General features: G+C 50.3%; 12 protein-coding genes. 3 read left to right on the plus strand and 9 right to left on the minus strand.

Going from position 1 to position 16909, the window contains the following annotated elements:
- Positions 1-6: 6 nt before the first annotated feature.
- Genes KIS77_04045 through lhgO form a run of 4 tightly spaced genes read right to left on the minus strand, consistent with a single transcriptional unit; the run spans position 7 to position 5551 of the window.
- Positions 7-1329, minus strand: coding sequence for a polysaccharide deacetylase family protein (locus KIS77_04045; GenBank protein ID MCW5921490.1), 1323 nt, complete (start codon positions 1327-1329; stop codon positions 7-9).
- Positions 1330-1345: 16 nt separating this feature from the next.
- Positions 1346-2344 carry a hypothetical protein gene (locus tag KIS77_04050; protein ID MCW5921491.1) on the minus strand — a complete coding sequence of 333 codons (999 nt, stop codon included), beginning with the start codon at positions 2342-2344 and terminating at the stop codon, positions 1346-1348.
- Positions 2328-4295, minus strand: a complete 1968-nt coding sequence (locus KIS77_04055; protein MCW5921492.1) for a hypothetical protein — start codon at positions 4293-4295, stop codon at positions 2328-2330. The genes KIS77_04050 and KIS77_04055 overlap by 17 nt, the downstream gene beginning before the upstream one ends.
- A gap of 47 nt (positions 4296-4342) precedes the next feature.
- Positions 4343-5551, minus strand: a complete 1209-nt coding sequence (gene lhgO, locus KIS77_04060) for an L-2-hydroxyglutarate oxidase (GenBank protein ID MCW5921493.1) — start codon at positions 5549-5551, stop codon at positions 4343-4345.
- 128 nt (positions 5552-5679) lie between these two features.
- Between lhgO and KIS77_04065 the strand changes: the two genes are divergently transcribed.
- The 3 genes from KIS77_04065 to KIS77_04075 all read left to right on the plus strand — a co-directional run bounded on the left by KIS77_04065 (position 5680) and on the right by KIS77_04075 (position 10309).
- Positions 5680-7959, plus strand: coding sequence for a TonB-dependent receptor (locus tag KIS77_04065; protein ID MCW5921494.1), 2280 nt, complete (start codon positions 5680-5682; stop codon positions 7957-7959).
- A 10-nt stretch (positions 7960-7969) separates the two neighbouring features.
- Positions 7970-9019 carry a selenide, water dikinase SelD gene (gene selD / locus KIS77_04070; protein MCW5921495.1) on the plus strand — a complete coding sequence of 350 codons (1050 nt, stop codon included), beginning with the start codon at positions 7970-7972 and terminating at the stop codon, positions 9017-9019.
- Between the two features lie 69 nt (positions 9020-9088).
- Positions 9089-10309, plus strand: a complete 1221-nt coding sequence (locus tag KIS77_04075; GenBank protein MCW5921496.1) for a serpin family protein — start codon at positions 9089-9091, stop codon at positions 10307-10309.
- 85 nt (positions 10310-10394) lie between these two features.
- On the opposite strand, the gene KIS77_04080 is transcribed toward KIS77_04075, so the two are convergent.
- From KIS77_04080 to KIS77_04100, 5 genes are all read right to left on the minus strand, one after another.
- Positions 10395-11876 (minus strand): redoxin domain-containing protein, encoded by a 1482-nt coding sequence (locus KIS77_04080; GenBank protein ID MCW5921497.1) that lies wholly within the window; start codon positions 11874-11876, stop codon positions 10395-10397.
- Between the two features lie 202 nt (positions 11877-12078).
- Positions 12079-13365 carry a sigma-54-dependent Fis family transcriptional regulator gene (locus tag KIS77_04085; protein MCW5921498.1) on the minus strand — a complete coding sequence of 429 codons (1287 nt, stop codon included), beginning with the start codon at positions 13363-13365 and terminating at the stop codon, positions 12079-12081.
- Positions 13366-14883 carry a putative DNA binding domain-containing protein gene (locus KIS77_04090; GenBank protein MCW5921499.1) on the minus strand — a complete coding sequence of 506 codons (1518 nt, stop codon included), beginning with the start codon at positions 14881-14883 and terminating at the stop codon, positions 13366-13368.
- Positions 14884-14903: 20 nt separating this feature from the next.
- Complete coding sequence (miaB, locus tag KIS77_04095) at positions 14904-16337, minus strand: tRNA (N6-isopentenyl adenosine(37)-C2)-methylthiotransferase MiaB (GenBank protein MCW5921500.1); 1434 nt, start codon at positions 16335-16337, stop codon at positions 14904-14906.
- A gap of 199 nt (positions 16338-16536) precedes the next feature.
- Positions 16537-16878 carry a hypothetical protein gene (locus KIS77_04100; GenBank protein MCW5921501.1) on the minus strand — a complete coding sequence of 114 codons (342 nt, stop codon included), beginning with the start codon at positions 16876-16878 and terminating at the stop codon, positions 16537-16539.
- Between the last annotated feature and the right edge of the window lie 31 nt (positions 16879-16909).

Below are 16909 nucleotides of genomic sequence, written 5' to 3' on the forward strand. Positions count from 1 at the left end.
GGTTGGTCACTGTGAAATGAAATTCCGAAACACCTCGCGCCACTCGGCCCAAAAGTAGGTGTTCCAAGATGAATTGTGCCAAAGCAACACAAACTCGCCGCCGTGCCGCTCCACCTCTCGGCGAAGGTTTTGGAGTTTTTCAAACGCCGTTTCGGGCGTGTATTTGCGATAGAGCGCCAGCGTCACGTCCATAGCGATGAGCGGTTTTTCCTTCAAATTCAACATTTCGTGCGTCAAAAAATTGAACACGGGGAACTCCTGACAAATGCCGCAGCGAAAACCTTCGGCTTCCGGGTAGCCCAATGTGGAATCCCAAGCCATGCCCGCATCTTCCCAAACTTGCCAAGTCTCGGGCGCAAAAAATCGAAGGTAATGCTGCCGCCCCGTCGTCACAGGGGTAGGCGAGAGCGCCCGAAGCGAGGCCAGTTCTTTTTGGAAAATTTCCTGATTTTCGGAAGCCTCCACGGAAGGATGGAAGCCGACGACGTGGCCGCGCGCCGCAATTTTTTGGAGCAAATTTTTTACAAACGGATGTTCCAAAGAGTACCAGCAGTCGCTCGTAGGCGGGCGTTTTCCCAAAAAATTGAAATGCCCTGTGAGGTCGTTTTTTTCAAAAAGCGCCAGCCACTCGTCGAACACGTCGTAAGGGTCGCGTTTTTGAAAAAAATAGTTTTTGAGCCAAAAAGCCGCCTCGCCAAAGTCGCCCCGTTTGAAAATGCTGCCCGCCAAAGTTTTCAAACGGTCGCCTGCCGACCACCACAGGCGAGGATGGTCAACGTCGCAGGTGACGGTCAGTTTGAACTCCCGATTCGGTCGTGGCGGCTGCCAGCCTAATCGAGCGAACATTTGCCAGAGCAATTCGGCATACTCGTTCACCACCGGGCGGTCGAGAAAACCGGCCTTGAAAGCCAGCGATGCCGCAGCGGGGAAGCGCCCGTGTTGGTCGCGCTCTTTCGACACGAATTCCTCCCAACGTGTGAGCATGAAAAAGGCGGAGGCAAAAACGTCGAGGCCGCAACGTGCTTCTTTTTCATTGAAAACGAAATGATTCGTTCCAAAAATGGGAGTCAGCAAGCTGCCGTCGAAAGGCGAGGGAAAAGTCGGCGCATCAGTTGGCACGTTTTCGGGGCGGAGGCAGGCGCCTTCTTTTTGACTTGAAAAAAAATGGTCTTCGACGACGATTTCTCTGCCGTTCGGCAGCCGCAGGCGATAGTTTTTTTCTTCTGAAAAAACGACGCGGTATTCCAGCCCCAGCAACTCGTGGAAGAGGACGTGGAAGCAGTATTGTTTTTCGGGTTGTGACCTGTCGTTGGCAGCGATATGAAGCATGCTTGGGGAGGAGTTGCTATGACAGGTTGAGTTCGAGCGATTTCAAAAGAAGTTGTGCGCGATGTTCGTCGCTCACGCCCTCCCAAGTTTTCGTCAGTATTTCGTAAGCGTCGGCAGTTAATTGAACAGGTATTGCCAACTCATTTTTACTGGAAGGCAAAATGCTCTGTTCCGTCAATTGTGAGGCGAGCTTGACGATAGCCTCGCTGACAGCGATCTTGTCCAAACTGCCTATTGTCTGCTTGAGCAGTTTGGCGGTGGATGCCGCAACCCAAATTTGTATAGTGTCCGAGCCTATGCGCTCTCCTTGCACACGGAAATAATAAAGATTTGGGTCGGAGGGCGGGGGGACATCGAAATAAGGTTGGATTTTCACACCGGCGCTGGTTGTTACTGAAAACCTCTTTTTGTCAGTATCCTTCTCAAATATCCACAGGCTTTTGCTACTTTTTCGTGCGCCTTTTGCGGTCGTTTCATTCCATTCTGCATAAAAATGTTCTGGCAGCGGGGCTTGAAGTGCCTCTTCGAAGTATAGAAACTCAGACAAGGAATCTTCCCATAATAGCCAGCCAGTACGCATATCCGGCTTTTTGTTGGAGGCAGCCGTTGCCACTTTTTGTCTTCTCAACTCAATAAGTTCCGCATATTGCCTGAACACCTCAATCATTGCTTTTTCAGCGGGTTGTGTTGTATCTGAAATCCGAATAGAGCGCGTGGCTGCCGGGTGCATCATAGTAGTGCCGCAAACGGATTTTATAGGTCTGCCATTCAATCCACTACATCTCAAAAGTTTGTGTTCTACCCCCAAGCCATTGTAGTTAATATCTATGTGCAGGTTGCTCCACCCTGCCAATGGGATATTTTTCGCTAAACTGTACACCTCGCCCCAATCTCCCTCCTCAAGTTTTCGCCCCATCATTTGCGTCACTTTGGTAGCCAAAAGCAATTTGGCTTGTTTAAATTCTGTTTCTGAAAAGACGGGCAAGGCTTTTATATGACTACGGCTTTTTTTCATGGTTATTTTCTATGATTTTTTCAGCCGCCGTTCTGAAAGTGCTGAAATCGGTAAGTTGATGTCCTTTCAAAAGGCCAAATCCTATCCATTCGCTGAACAGCGTCCGATAATCGGCTTCGCTGTCGCGGGAGACGTGGAGGAATATGGTCACGGGCAAATCACCAGTCCTATGCTTAAAAAATTGAGCGATTGATTTTTGCCAAGAAAGTTTTTCGGATGTTGTTTGAATTGATTCATGGGCAACAGGCTTGCGGCAGTGCAAAACCAAGTCGCTCCCAGCTGTATTTTCGTTGACAAATTGCTTGAACGTCCCATGTTGTTTGTCAAAAATGTTGATTTGCTCTGGAACAAATCCTGCTTGGCGCACTGCTTGGTTGATTGCATCCCAAACTTTGCCGGAGGAGTTCATAAATACCAGCAACATCCAATGCCCCGGTCGGAGTACACGATAACATTCTGAAAGGCTATCTGTCATCAGATGCTGATATTCTTCCAATCCTTTGCCCTGTGCGCGGTTGACAATGGCTTCGGAGGTGTTGTCGGTATATTCGCCAAGCCACGACTCCCACAAAATATTCATTTCGGAATAATTGATATTGGCACCAAAAGGGGGGTCTGTAAATATAAAATCAACGGAATTGTCGGGAAGATAATCCAGTTGGGTGGCCGAATTGCAAACGACGACTTTGTTGCCTTGATAATGTTGCATCGTCGTTTGAAGGTGGTCGAGAATATTGGCTGCTTTTCTTTCAAAAGTAACAAAAACATTGGCCTCATTGAAAATGAAAGGGACGTTGAAGCGTGCTGTATTGCCGCTGCCGCCCCAAAATCGAAATTCGGAGAGTCTTGTGACGCGCTGATAAAGGGAAGTGAAAACAAAAGCGAGCATGGATGCCAGTTGCCTGTCTTCGAGCCTGTGTATTTCCTTCCAAAGATGACTAAGCGCGGATAGATTGCGTTTGGTGTAAAATTTATCAATGGTGTCAAAACCATGCCGCTTGGGTTGGCTGAGGTTAATGCCATCGGGGATATAGGTTTGGGGATAAAATCCTTCTTCCAAGGGCGGGTTTGCCTCAATTTGCTCCACGCGCAAAATGTCCCTTGCGCTCAAAGGATGTTCGCGCTGCACTTTGTCGCAACACTTATAGCCCAACATGACCGGCTCAGCGTTTTTTCGAGAAAGTCGGCTTTTTTTCAACAACTTGCCACAGTCTGGGCAGGGAAATTCGCTCAATATTTTATGCTCCCGAACATTGGAACCGTACTGGCGGCAATGGTCCCAGAGTCGAAATTTGCTTTTACAATGTGGACATTCCACTTGGTATGACCAAACGGTATAAAGGATTTCGGTTTGTTTTCCACACTCTCTGCACTCTGTGCCGTAAAGGTCTTTTCTTAACTGTTTCAGTTCTGTCAACACGGATTTGATTGCTTTGGCAAAATCCGTGTTTGAAACACGTTCCGTAAAATTGTGTGCAATGAAACAGGCTGCGGGAGAAAGTTCGTTCAACACTATATCCATGCCAGCAACAAGAGCCGCAACACCCGTCATGCCGCTACCGCCAAAGGGGTCAAGCACTAACCCTCCTTGTGGCAGATAATACTTCAAAAACTCAACAATCCCTTGTGGCGGGACTTTCGTGTGATAGGTGTGCGCGTCGTAAGTGTAGGTGTTTTTGCCTGCCGATGTACCGTTTTTTGCTGGCGAATTTGCGGTAAGAGCGGGTGCATTATGAGAGTGAAGGATTTGTTCAAGTACTTTTTCTCCATTGTCAAAAAACCGACCTGATTTTATTCTCAATAACACCGACGTGCCGGGCGACACTTTTTTTGCAATTGGGGTTTCGGGGGCGAAAAGGTTGAGTTGCCCGTTATTGCGCAAAACCAGCCGAGAAGAGCCGTGGGAAGCAATTATCTTCAGATGTTGAGTTTGCCCGGCGATTTTGTCCATGATTGGAATGATTTTGAGCAAAGGTATTGATTCCTCTCTGTGAAAAATCATTCATCCTTCATCATTTCCAACACCCGCTCCGCCGCCGTTTCGCCCACTGCCAGCGAAGCGGTGGCTGCCGGGCTGGGCGCGTTGCAAACGTTGACGATGCGCGAGCGCGTGAGGATGAGAAAATCGTCGAGCAGGTTGCCCGCGTGGTCGCAGGCCATAGCGCGCACGCCGCTTCTTCCGGGAATTATATCCTCCGCCGATATTTCCGGCACAAGACGCTGCAACGCGAAGACAAAATGACGCTTCGAGTAAGACCGCTTCATCTCCGCCCAGCCGTCGCGCCAGTATCGGCGGGCGATTTTTCGGAAGCCGGGATAGGAGAGCGTCTCCGTTAGCTCTGTGATGTTCAAATCCCAACGCGAGTACCCTTCGCGGCGGAAGGCGAGCACGGCATTCGGGCCAGCCTCGATGCCGCCATGTATCATGCGAGTGAAATGCACGCCGAGAAAGGGGAAGTTAGGATTGGGTACGGGGTATATCAGGTTGCGGACGAGGTGTTCGCGCTCGGGTTTTAACTCGTAATACTCACCGCGAAAAGGAAGGATTTGCAGGTCGGGTTTTTCGCCGGTCAGTGTGGCGATTTTGTCGGAATAGAGGCCTGCGCAATTCACAAATATTTTTCCTGCGAATACTTGATTTTCTGTTTGGACGAAGACTTCAGTGCTTTGTGCTCGTACGGCCTTCACTTTTTGCTCCGTAAAAATCTCTCCGCCGTTTTTTTGAAAAATCTCCGCGTATTTCCGCGCCACTTCGCCGTAGTCCACGATGCCTGCTTGCGGCACCCAAACGGCCTCCACCGCCCGAACGTGCGGCTCTATTTCGCGGGCTTCGGCGGCGCTGATTTTGCGAATGCCGCGAAGGCCGTTCTCAATTCCTCGTCGGTAGATTTTGTCCAGCCGCTCGCGTTCGTCCTCCGCTGTGGCAACGATGATTTTGCCGCAAATCTCGAACGGAACGCCATTTTCCCTGCAAAATTGGAGCAAAAGGTCGTAGCCACGTTTGCAGTTGGTGGCGCGTAGGCTCCCCGGCTTGTAATAGATGCCGCTGTGAATCACCCCACTGTTGCGGCTGCTTTGGTGGGCGGCCACACGGCTTTCCTTTTCAAGGATGGCGATGCGCAGTCGGGGATTGCTGCGCTGCAATTGGAGGGCGGTGGCCAGCCCAACGATGCCGCCACCGGCAATAACAATATCGTGTGGGTGCATGGTGATGGCGGCAAACTTACGATTGATATTTTTAGCAGATGCAGCGGAATGTCGAGCACTATCTTTTTCGGGCGCAACTAAATATCAATGTACGGCTATCTTTGCCGCCGCCAAACACATAAATTGCAATGAGAAATCTCCTTAGTTTCTTCTTTTTAATCGCTCTATCTGTCTCATTATCAGCCCAAACAGGAACCAAATCTGCTGTCAGGGGATATGTTTACGACAAGGAAACCACACAGCCCGTCGGCTTCGCCACAGTGCGCGTCGAAGGTGCCAGCCTTGGCACCATCTCTGATGTGAATGGTTTTTTTTCAGTGCCCGAAGTGCCGCCGGGCGAATACCAATTGGTCGTGTCGCTCACTGGCTATGATACTTACACGGCAAACATCACCGTGAAACGTGGTGAGATTTTGTTTCAAAACATTTACATCGTCGAGAGCGGGCAGCGATTGGGCGAAATCCTCATCAGCGGGAAAAAGGAGCAGGCAAAGGCCGACATTCAAATCTCCAAATTGCAGGTGACGCCCAAACAAATCCGTTCGTTGCCGTCAGCGGGTGGTCAGTCCGACATCGCTCAATACCTCACCGTGTTGCCGGGCGTGATTTTCACGGGCGACCAAGGCGGCCAACTGTACATTCGCGGCGGTTCGCCCGTGCAGAACCGTATCTTGCTCGATGGGATGACGATTTACAACCCCTTTCACAGCATTGGCTTCTTCTCCGTGTTCGAGACCGAGCTGATTCGCAACGTGGACGTCCTTACGGGTGGTTTTAATGCCGATTATGGCGGTCGAATCTCGGCCATCGTGGACGTAAAAACCCGCGAGGGCAACCGAAAACGCCTCTCTGGGTTGGCCTCGGTCAGTCCTTATCAGGCACGTGCGATTGTGGAAGGCCCCATTGTTCCTCTCAAAGAAGAGGGAGGGAGCAGCATTTCTTTTGTGCTGACTGGCAAACAGGCGCTCATCAATCAGTTTGATAAAACCCTCTATCCTTATGTCAATGACTCCATTGGCATCCCCTTCGACTACCGAGATATGTACGGCAAACTGTCGCTCCTGACTGGCAACGGCAGCAAACTCAACATTTTTGGATTCAGTTACGACGATGGCGTGAACTTCCCAATCGCGGACTATGGGTGGAACAGTGCTGGCGGTGGCATGGACTTTACTGTGGTGCCGACCAATTCGAGCACGATTATCAATGGCGTGTTCACCTTTTCCCGATACGACACACGCATCGAAGAGGCAGACCGCCTTCCCCGCAAGAGCGGCATTTCGGGTTATTACGGGGGGTTGAATTTTACCAACTATGGTCGCAACAACGAGTTGGAGTACGGGATAGAGTTGACTGGCTTCAATACTGTTTTTGAGTTTATCAACTTTCGCGGGCTAACCATCGGTCAGGATGAAAACACTACTGAAATCAGCGGCTATATGCGTTGGAAACGCAAGATTGGCCCCTTGGTTATTGAGCCGGGCTTCCGTCTCCAATACTACCAGTCGCTCAACTATTCCTCCCCGGAGCCGCGTTTGGGCTTGAAATACAACGTCACCGACAACCTGCGCTTTAAGGCCGCAGGTGGCTTGTACTCGCAAAACCTGCTTTCCACCATCAACGAGCGAGATGTCGTCAACTTGTTTGTCGGGTTTCTCTCTGGCCCAGAGGAGGCGATTTTGAAGCCCAATTCCAACGAACGGGCCAGCAATCGCATCCAGACCTCCGTGCATGGCGTGGCAGGTTTTGAAGTGGATGTAACGAAGAATTTTGACCTCAATGTGGAAGGCTACTACAAAAAATTCACCCAACTCATCGCCCTCAATCGCAACAAGCAAGACCCGACCGACCCCAACTTTGTCACTGAAACAGGTGATGCTTATGGTCTTGACGTATCCATGAAGATAGAGTGGAAGCGAGCATACCTGTGGGGCGCATACTCACTCGGTTTCGTCACTCGCAATGATGGCGAACAGACCTATCCGCCCGTGTTTGACCGCCGACACAACCTCAATTTTGTAGGCACTTATCAGATGGGCCGCAAAAAAGAGTGGGAACTGGGTGCTCGCTGGAATTTTGGCTCTGGTTTCCCCTTCACTCTTACGCAAGGCTTCTACAGCTCCTTCGATTTCAAAGATGGCATCGGCAGCGACATCCTGACGGGCAACCCCGATTTGGGCATCGTTTATGACCGAGTGCGCAACGGTGGACGTCTTCCCTACTACCACCGTCTCGACCTCTCGGCGAAACGTATATTCAGGTTCTCGAAATACAGCAACCTCGAAATCACGGCTTCTTGCACCAACGTTTACGACCGCGACAATATCTTTTATTTCGACCGGGTACGTTACCAAAGAGTGAACCAACTGCCCATCATCCCTGCCCTGAGTGTGACGTACCAATTTTAAGAGCCTAAAAATGAACGACTCAGCGGCCTCCTTCAAGCTCACTCAGTATTCGCACGGCGCAGGGTGCGGCTGCAAAATCGCGCCCAACGTACTTGACAATATTTTGAAAAGCAGTGCCGCCAAGCAGCATTTCCCGCAATTGCTGGTGGGCAACGAAGCACGCGACGACGCGGCGGTGCTCGACTTGGGCGATGGTACGGCTGTGGTGAGCACCACCGATTTTTTTATGCCCATTGTGGACGACGCGGAAGATTTTGGTCGCATCGCTTCCGTCAACGCTATCAGTGATGTCTATGCGATGGGCGGCACCCCCTTGTTGGCCATCGCCATTTTGGGTTGGCCTGTCAATCTGCTTCCCCCAGAGGTAGCCAGCGAGGTGATAGAAGGCGCACGGAAGGCTTGTGCCGAGGCCGGGATTCCGCTGGCCGGCGGCCATAGTATTGATAGCCCGGAACCTATATTTGGATTGGCGGTGACCGGGCGCTTGAAAATCGAGCATTTGAAAAAAAATGGCGGCGCCACACCCGGTTGTCAGCTATTTTTGACCAAGCCGCTTGGAGTTGGCATTCTGACAACCGCGCAAAAAAAGGGGAGCCTCAAGCCGGAACACACCCATATTGCACCCGACAGCATGAAGCAATTGAACAGGGTGGGGGAGCGGTTCGGGTTGTTCTCGTTCGTGAGAGCCATGACGGATGTGACGGGATTCGGGCTGCTGGGGCACCTCGCCGAAATGTGCGAAGCCAGCGACGCGAGCGCCATCATCCATTTTGAAGATGTGCCTACTATTGACCGCGACATCCTTGATTTTTATTTGGAACAAAAGTGTGTGCCGGGCGGCACCACGCGCAACTGGGACAGCTACGGCCATAAAATAGCAGGAGCCGACGAGTACAGACGAAAGATATTGGCAGACCCTCAGACAAGTGGCGGGCTTTTGGTGGCGGTGGAGCCGGGTTTTGAATCCGAGTTTCAAAAAATAGCGCGTGAAGAGGGCTACTCGCTGCGTCCATTCGGCTTTTTTATCGAACGCCAGGATATTTTGATAACCGTCGTTTGAAAGGTGCCCCAACCCTTTGCGTTGGATTGACTGTCTTTTACGGTATCGTCTCACAAAATTTGTTCGGCTATGACCAAAGCAGCTTATTTGATACCGTTTCTGTTTGTGCCCCTCTTTTCCGCCTGCGACAAAGGCGCGACTGCCATCATCAAAGAACCCATCCCGGTAGATAAGGTGGAAAAAATCGCTGAGATGAATCAAGTGCTCGGTTGGAATATCTTCAAGCAAGAGCAGCTCGCCAAGCCGGGACAAAACGTCCTGATTTCTCCTTTCAGCATTCAAACGGCGCTCACCATGGCTACCAATGGCGCGCAAGGGGTCACACTCGGTGAAATGTTGTCCTTGATGGGCTGCGAGAACTGTGCGGTCAATGACTTGAATCCGCTGCACCGCGACCTCACCCAATTGTTGAGCAAACAGAGCGGCTCCCCCACGCTCACGGTCGCCAACCGTTATTTCCACGATGCCGCACGGATTAACGTAAAGCCCCCTTTTCTGGACGCGCTATCGGCACATTACAGCTGCGGCGACCAAAAACTCAATTTTGACAACGAACAGGCGGCCCTCGACCAAATCAACAATTGGGTGAAAAACAGCACAAACGGGAAAATCCCTCAAATTTTGGAGCGCATCACGGCGTTGGATGTGGCTTTTCTCATCAACGCAATCCACTTCAAAGCCGACTGGGCGACGGGTTTTGCCCCTCAACTTACCACCCAAAAGGCGTTCACAAAAGCGGATGGCTCACAGACGCAAGTTGATTTTGTGAACGCCGACCGCGATTTCACTTTTGCGCAAACGGCGCTTTTCAACCTCGTGGATATCCCCTTCAAAGATTCCACTTTTAGTGTCAGTTTTATACAGCCAACCACCGCGAACACCGATGCCAACTGGCATCTGAACATCACGCCGTCGTCTTGGAAAGGCATGTATGAAGCGGCACAATACGGGCGAGCAATGGTGTTTTTCCCTAAACTTAAACTGGCGTACGACAACGACCTCATTCAGAGCCTTAAACATCTCGGTATGAAGGCGGCTTTTTCCGACCGGGATGCCGACTTCACGTTGATGGGCACTGCCGTCAAAAACATCTTTATCAACCAAATCAAGCACAAAGCTGTGTTGGAGATAGACGAGAAAGGTGCGGAAGGGGCTGCGGTCACGTCCATAGGTTTTGGCATCACCTCAGTGCCTCCTACTTTTTGGTTCAATCGTCCTTTTGTGCTCGTGTTGCGGCATATCCCGACCAACACGATGGTTTTCGTGAGCTATGTGGCTGACCCAAGCTAATCATCAAACGAGCGAGGGTTGACATGATTCAAGGGGCGTTTTAAATCATGTCAACCCTCGATTGACGGGGCGCGTGTCATTTGACCTACTTTCCTCCCGCCCCCTTTTTCTTCTCTTCCTGAAATTTTATCACCATCTCCATTACCTCCGAGAGTTGTTCGGCACCAATGCGTTTGGAGAGTATTTCGTGTTTGCGGTCGAGGATAAAAATTTGCGGGGTCGTCTGCACGTCGTAGAGTGATTTGTAACGGCTGCGCAGATAGGGGTCGCTAAAAGTCATGAATAAATCATCGCTGAATTCCTTCTCTTCCACACCTTTCCAACATTGGTCGTTCACCTTTTCAAGGGTGTTGGAGTCCTCTTTTGCCGTGACGACTGCCGTACAGACCGAAAATACCTTCACGCCTCGGTTTTTGAATTTTTGTGCAAACTCGACGATATGAGGCGCTGCCTTTTTGCAGTGCCCGCAATCGGGTGCCCAGAAAAACAAGACGGTGTAATCGGCATCCACGTCCCAGAGGCTGTGCGGTTTGTTGTTGCGGTCCATGACGGTGAAATTGGGCGCGATTTTGCCGATGAGTATGGGTTCCAGCCGGCTGGCGTTGTCGCATATTTTCTCCACGTCCTCTTTTTTCGTCCAGTCGGCTTGACCGGAGCAATAATACTTCTTGGCGATGTGGACATAGCAAGCGTCAAAGCCGACAAGGTTGGATTTGGCGTAGTGGTTGAGGAAATGGATGAGATAGAACTTGTAGTTTTCCTTGGATTCTTTCATTTTCTCCATCAGGAAATCTATCGCTAAATTGATACTGTCGGGGTGCTGAGGCACCATTTTGTTCACATATTGTTCCAAGCGGGGATGTAGCACGGGACTGCGCAGCAAACATGGGTCGGCAAGGTCAATGTTGTCAAAAAAATGCGCTCGGTACCAATAGTACCTTTTGCGTTGCAGTTCCTGCGGGTCGTTGTCCGTGAATTCGGGCAGCTCTGGCTCTATGCTCGATTTCACGATTTTGGCAGAAATGGAAGAGGGGTTTTTGGCTATCAGGTCTGACTGATATTTTTTCACTGCTTTATCTAGTTCCATCAGTTTCGCGGCCAGACGAGTGGAGTCGGCCACATTGCCGTTGGTGCGGCCAATCTGTGCCCGCAAACTGTCGGCATCGGGTCGCATTTTGTTGAGGAACCGCAAATAGTCATAGAACACCTCGTTGTCCTTCGAGCCATTTACTTTCATTTTCGTGACGGCATCCTTTGCGTCGGTGGTAAGCGAAAAATCTTGGTCGTCGGAAGGAATCAAGACTTGAATGAAGGAATTGTCGGGCTTCAGGACGAGCAAATAAACCCCGCAGGGCAGCAAAGTGTCGGCTTGAAATGTAAACCACCCGTCGGCCCCCACCTCTATGGTGTCTTTCACATACTGCTTCTCGCCATAATGAAAGCCAAGCGTGAGGATTTTTTCCGGGTAGTTGTCAAGCTTGACGCGGATTTTGTAGCCTCCGCCATTTGCCCATAGTGTTGAAGATGAAATGAATGCAAGAAAGATAACAATGAAAATGCGTTTCATTCGAAAATGTATTTTGAAATCGGTAGTTTTGTTAGGCGCTCGAACCAGCGAAACGCTTGAACTGAAAACAAGGTTCGAGCGGACAGCGCCGAATGACGCGCAAATATCCTTCGACGCGGTAAGGGTGAGTGGGCTTTTTGGAAATGTTAACACGGCTGACAGTCAACCGTGCGCAGAACCGTGCGCAGTCAACCGTGCGCAGTCACAAATCATACTGTTTGATTTTTCGATAAAGCGTTCGCTCGCTGATTTTGAGCTCCTCGGCCGCTTCTTTCCGGCGGCCTTTATATTTGGCGAGGGCGCGTTTGATGGCCTCTTTTTCAATCTCGTCCATAGCGAGGGGAGCATCCTCGATGTCGCTTTTGTCATAAGGGCTGGCCCCCGATATTCTGCCAGATTCGATGATGATGGGTGTCACGCGCTCTTGGTCGAGGGGCTGGTAGATAGCCGCTGGCTCGTCGCGGTCGTTGTCTTGCGGGTAATTGATGGTTGGGTAAGAAGAAGGCAGCTGCCGCACTGTGCTCAAATCCGGCATCCTGAGGTTGTTGCTTTTCACCAGTTCGAAGAACATCGTCTTCAAGTCGTTGAGGTCGTTTTTCATGTCGAAAAGCACCTTGTAAAGTAGGTCGCGCTCTTGAAAATCGCCCCCATGCGTGGCCGAAAATCCGTTGCCCTGAGAAGGCACGGGCAAGTTGCGGGCAAACAGTTGGGGCATGGTGCGCAACAGTGCCTCTGCGGTGACGAGGCGCTCCTCCGAGAGCACGGACAGCTGCTCGGCCACGTTTTTCAACTCGCGCACATTGCCGGGCCAACGATAATTCTGCAACACCTGCTCGGCGCGCTCGTCGAGGCGGATGGATTGCATTCGGTATTTTTCGGCAAAATCGTAAGCGAATTTGCGGAACAAAACGGGGATGTCGTCGCGTCGGTCTTGCAGCGACGGCACTTTGATGGGCACCGTGCTGAGGCGGTAGTAAAGGTCTTCGCGGAATTTGCCTTTGCGGACGCGCTCTTGCAAATCCACATTGGTGGCGGCGATGACGCGCACATCGGTTTTCATCACTTTGCTCGCGCCGACACGGATGAACTCGCCCGATTCGAGCACCCGCAAGAGGTATGCCTGCGTGTCGAGCGGCATCTCGCTGATTTCGTCGAGGAAAATCGTGCCGTTGTTGACGGTTTCAAAGTAGCCCTTGCGGTCGCTCACTGCACCGGTGAACGAGCCTTTTTCGTGGCCGAACAATTCAGAGTTTATCGTTCCTTCTGGAATAGCGCCGCAGTTGATGGCGATGAATTCGTTGTGCTTACGCGCTGAGAGCGAGTGGATGATTTTGGAAAAAACTTCTTTGCCCACGCCGCTCTCGCCGATGATGAGCACGGTGAGGTCGGTCGGCGCGACACGGACGGCCGTTTCGAGCGCGGCATCGAGCAGGTGCGAGGTACCGACGATGCCGAATCGGGATTTTATGGATTGGAGGTTGGTGGACATTTAAGTTGGCACTACAATTTTGTATTGGGCAATTTTCCTTCTTGAGATTCTTTGATTCAGAAATATTTTTGTCACCTCTGATTTTGAACGAGATTTTTGAAGCAGTCCCGCCATCCTAAGACCTGTAACCTCTTTGTCGTAAATATCTCGATCTGAAGTATTCATAGCTCTAAACATATCTTCTGGAGCGATTTCCTCTCCTTGCATCCCAAGAAGGACAATCTTTTTTTGATTGCTTGTCAAATTGTATTTTGAAAACAAGTTCAAGAACTCTTGTTGTTTAGGCGTATAAATAGGTCTATTAAAGAGTTTAACTGTAAACCAGTTAGTGTTTGAATACAATTCTGGTGGCTTACGGTCAAGATCACTCATGAGCGTGAAAATGCGTTTCATGCCCTCCCCTAATTCGCGCATGAACTTTGAAACATTGAGGGTGTAGGCAATTTTGGAATTGCGAGATTCGTGGCGATTATCGAGGGCATATAAATCTTCGATTCTTAGTGTCGAAAGGAGGGCGCCTGGGCTTTTGATTTCAAGCCTATCATCAAATATATAAACTTCAATGCCATTGCTATTACTGTAATCACGGTGAGCTAAAGCATTTAGCAAAGCTTCTCGGCAAGCATCTTCCGGGTAAGAATATCTTTGTTCAAATTTTCCACCTGCGCCGAACTCAGTTTTTTGCGCTAAGAAAGGTCGTAAACCTTCCCATCCTTTAGAAGCCAGCTCGTAAATGTTCCCAGCGACAGTTTCGTCACTTACAACATTGTATTTTTCACCGGGTAACAGTTCATTGCCATTCACTTTCAAAATTCTAACTTGACTTCTTGGGTGCCATCTTGAAACATCTCTGGCAAATAAAAGAACGGCGGCACGTCTTAACCGAAGCCCACTAACTGAATATTCTGCCAGACCCAACTGCTGGAGATATTTTTCAGCAGTCATTCCTTTAAGATAATTATTTGCGAGGCTTTGTATCAGAGGGATATCTAAATCATTAATAGTTGCTCCGTCGACAAATTGCCGGTCATATTCTCTTGACAACACCTCCTGCCTTTCAAATTGCAATCTGCTGATTTTTGCGGGTACCGTTCTTTTGTCTTTTCTAATCACTGCTCTCCCATCACGAAGTTGGTATATTTCGGTAGCGCCTTTCTCAACTTGGAAAAACAATACAGTCTCGTCTTGGATTTGAATTTTTTGTGCATAAATCATTGGGAGATTTTGTCCTTCAAAGACGTGCGAATGCGGAGCATTTAGCATTTGTTGAACTTCCTCTTCCGTGTGAGGAATGCCAGTAACAGTCATATCGTCTTCAACTCCAATGAGCAATTCTCCACCATCAGCATTTGCAAAGGCCACTAATCCTTCGGCAATATCTTGACAAATGTGTTTAGCCAATCGAGGTTTCTTGCTTCCGGGCTTCCCTTCCCATGCAGATTTAAACTCTCTGAAGTCACTCTCACCTACGAGAATTGAGTTTTTTATTCGTTCTTGAAGAATCAGTATGTCGCTCATACTTTGTTTTGAATTTTGGCTTACACGATTTCCCCCAACAACGTCGCACTCGTCGCCTCCTTCACCCGCACCAGCGCGTAGTCGCCAGGCTTCAAACCCTCTTTTTTCGGGAACACGACCATCTTGTTCTGGGTGTTGCGCCCGCAAAAGTCGAGAGCGGATTTGCGGCTGTTTCCTTCTATTAAAACCTTGAACGTCTTGCCGATGTCGGCCTGATTGTGGCGCAGCGACACAGCGTTTTGCACACGGATGATTTCTTGCAAGCGGCGTTTTTTCACTTCTTCCGGGATGTCGTCGGCGTACTTGCGGGCGGCGAGTGTGCCGGGGCGTTCGGAGTAGAAAAACATATAAGACATCGAGAAGTTCGCCCACTCCACGATGCTGAGCGTGTCCTGATGTTCTTCCTCCGTTTCGGAGCAAAAGCCCGTGATGATGTCGCTCGACACGGCGGCCTCCGGCAGGATGCGGCGGATGGCGCGGATGCGAGCTTCGTACCAGGGGCGGTCGTAGGTGCGGTTCATCATTTCCAGCACGCGCGAGTTGCCCGACTGCACCGGCAGGTGGATGTACTTGCAGATGTTTTCGTATTTCGCCATCGTGTGCAACACCTCGTCGGTCATGTCTTTCGGGTGGCTGGTGCTGAACCGGACGCGCAGGCTCGGATGAATTAAAGCCGTCATTTCCAGCAAGTTGGCGAAATTGACGCGCTCGCCTGTTTCGGGGTTTTCCCACTTGTAGGAGTCCACATTCTGCCCCAAAAGCGTGACTTCGCGGTAGCCGTTTTCAAACAAATTTGTTGCCTCTGCCACGATGCTGAAGGGGTCGCGCGAACGCTCGCGCCCGCGTGTGAACGGCACGACGCAGAACGAACACATGTTGTCGCAGCCGCGCATGATGCTGATGAAGGCTGTGATGCCGTTCGATTCGAGGCGCACGGGGCTGATGTCGGCGTAAGTTTCTTCGCGGCTGAGCAGGACGTTGACCATGCGGTTGCCGTCTTCCGCGCCGCCAATGAGGTTGGGCAGGTCGCGGTAAGCGTCGGGGCCGACCACGATGTCCACGAGTTTTTCTTCTTCCAAAAACTTCTTTTTCAGCCGCTCGGCCATGCAGCCCAACACACCGACCACCGTGCCGGGACGTTGATTTTTAATCGTTTCAAAAAAACGGAGGCGTTTGCGGACGGTCTCTTCGGCTTTCTCGCGGATGGAGCAAGTGTTTATCAAAATCAAATCGCTCTCCTCCACGTTGCGGGTAGGGGAATAGCCGATTTCGCTCAGGATGGAAGCCACGATTTCGGAGTCGCTGAAATTCATCTGGCAGCCGTAACTCTCGATGTAAAAGCGTTTCCCGCCCGGCACAGTCGTCTCTTGCCAGTGTTCTTTGAAGAGGACGTTGCCTTGCTTTGCCTCGTCAATCGTTTTGATTCCTTCCAATGTCGGGTTGCTGTCGTACATATCTTGTGCGCCGGGATGGTATTCCGGCTTCTAAATTTGAGTATTTCAACTGGAATGATATTCCGGTATGCAAGGTGCAATGAGGCCGCAAAGGTAGGGTTTTTGCGAATGAAAAATGACAAAATGTCAGATGCGCAAAAACGAAACAGCCTGCCTTGCGTAAGCAAAACAGGCTGTGTGTGTGGGGGTTTGAAAAGACCTAAATGACCACCAACAAGACTTTGATGGTGATTTTCAAGACCTCTCCGACGATTTCGTCAAATTTTGCTTTGGAAATGGCCACCTCGGACAGCAACTCAATCTTCATTTGAGCATAGCGGCCTTTCATCAGGAATTCAAAATCTTCCTTGCTGATTTTCTCATCAGCCAACATCTCGGCGTAACGGGCGGCATCTTCTTTTAGGCTTTGGTGCAATCGGGCGGCGGCCTCTTCATATTGGCCTCTGCGTCTTTTGACAAATTCACTCACTACGCCCACTACTTGATTGTCCAAGTTGTCGAGTGCATCTTTGATACTTTTTGATTTTGATTTACTAGCCATTGTTCAATTTTTTTGATGGAACGGAAGTGTG

Source organism: Saprospiraceae bacterium (assembly GCA_026129545.1).
In the GTDB taxonomy this organism is placed as follows: domain Bacteria; phylum Bacteroidota; class Bacteroidia; order Chitinophagales; family Saprospiraceae; genus M3007.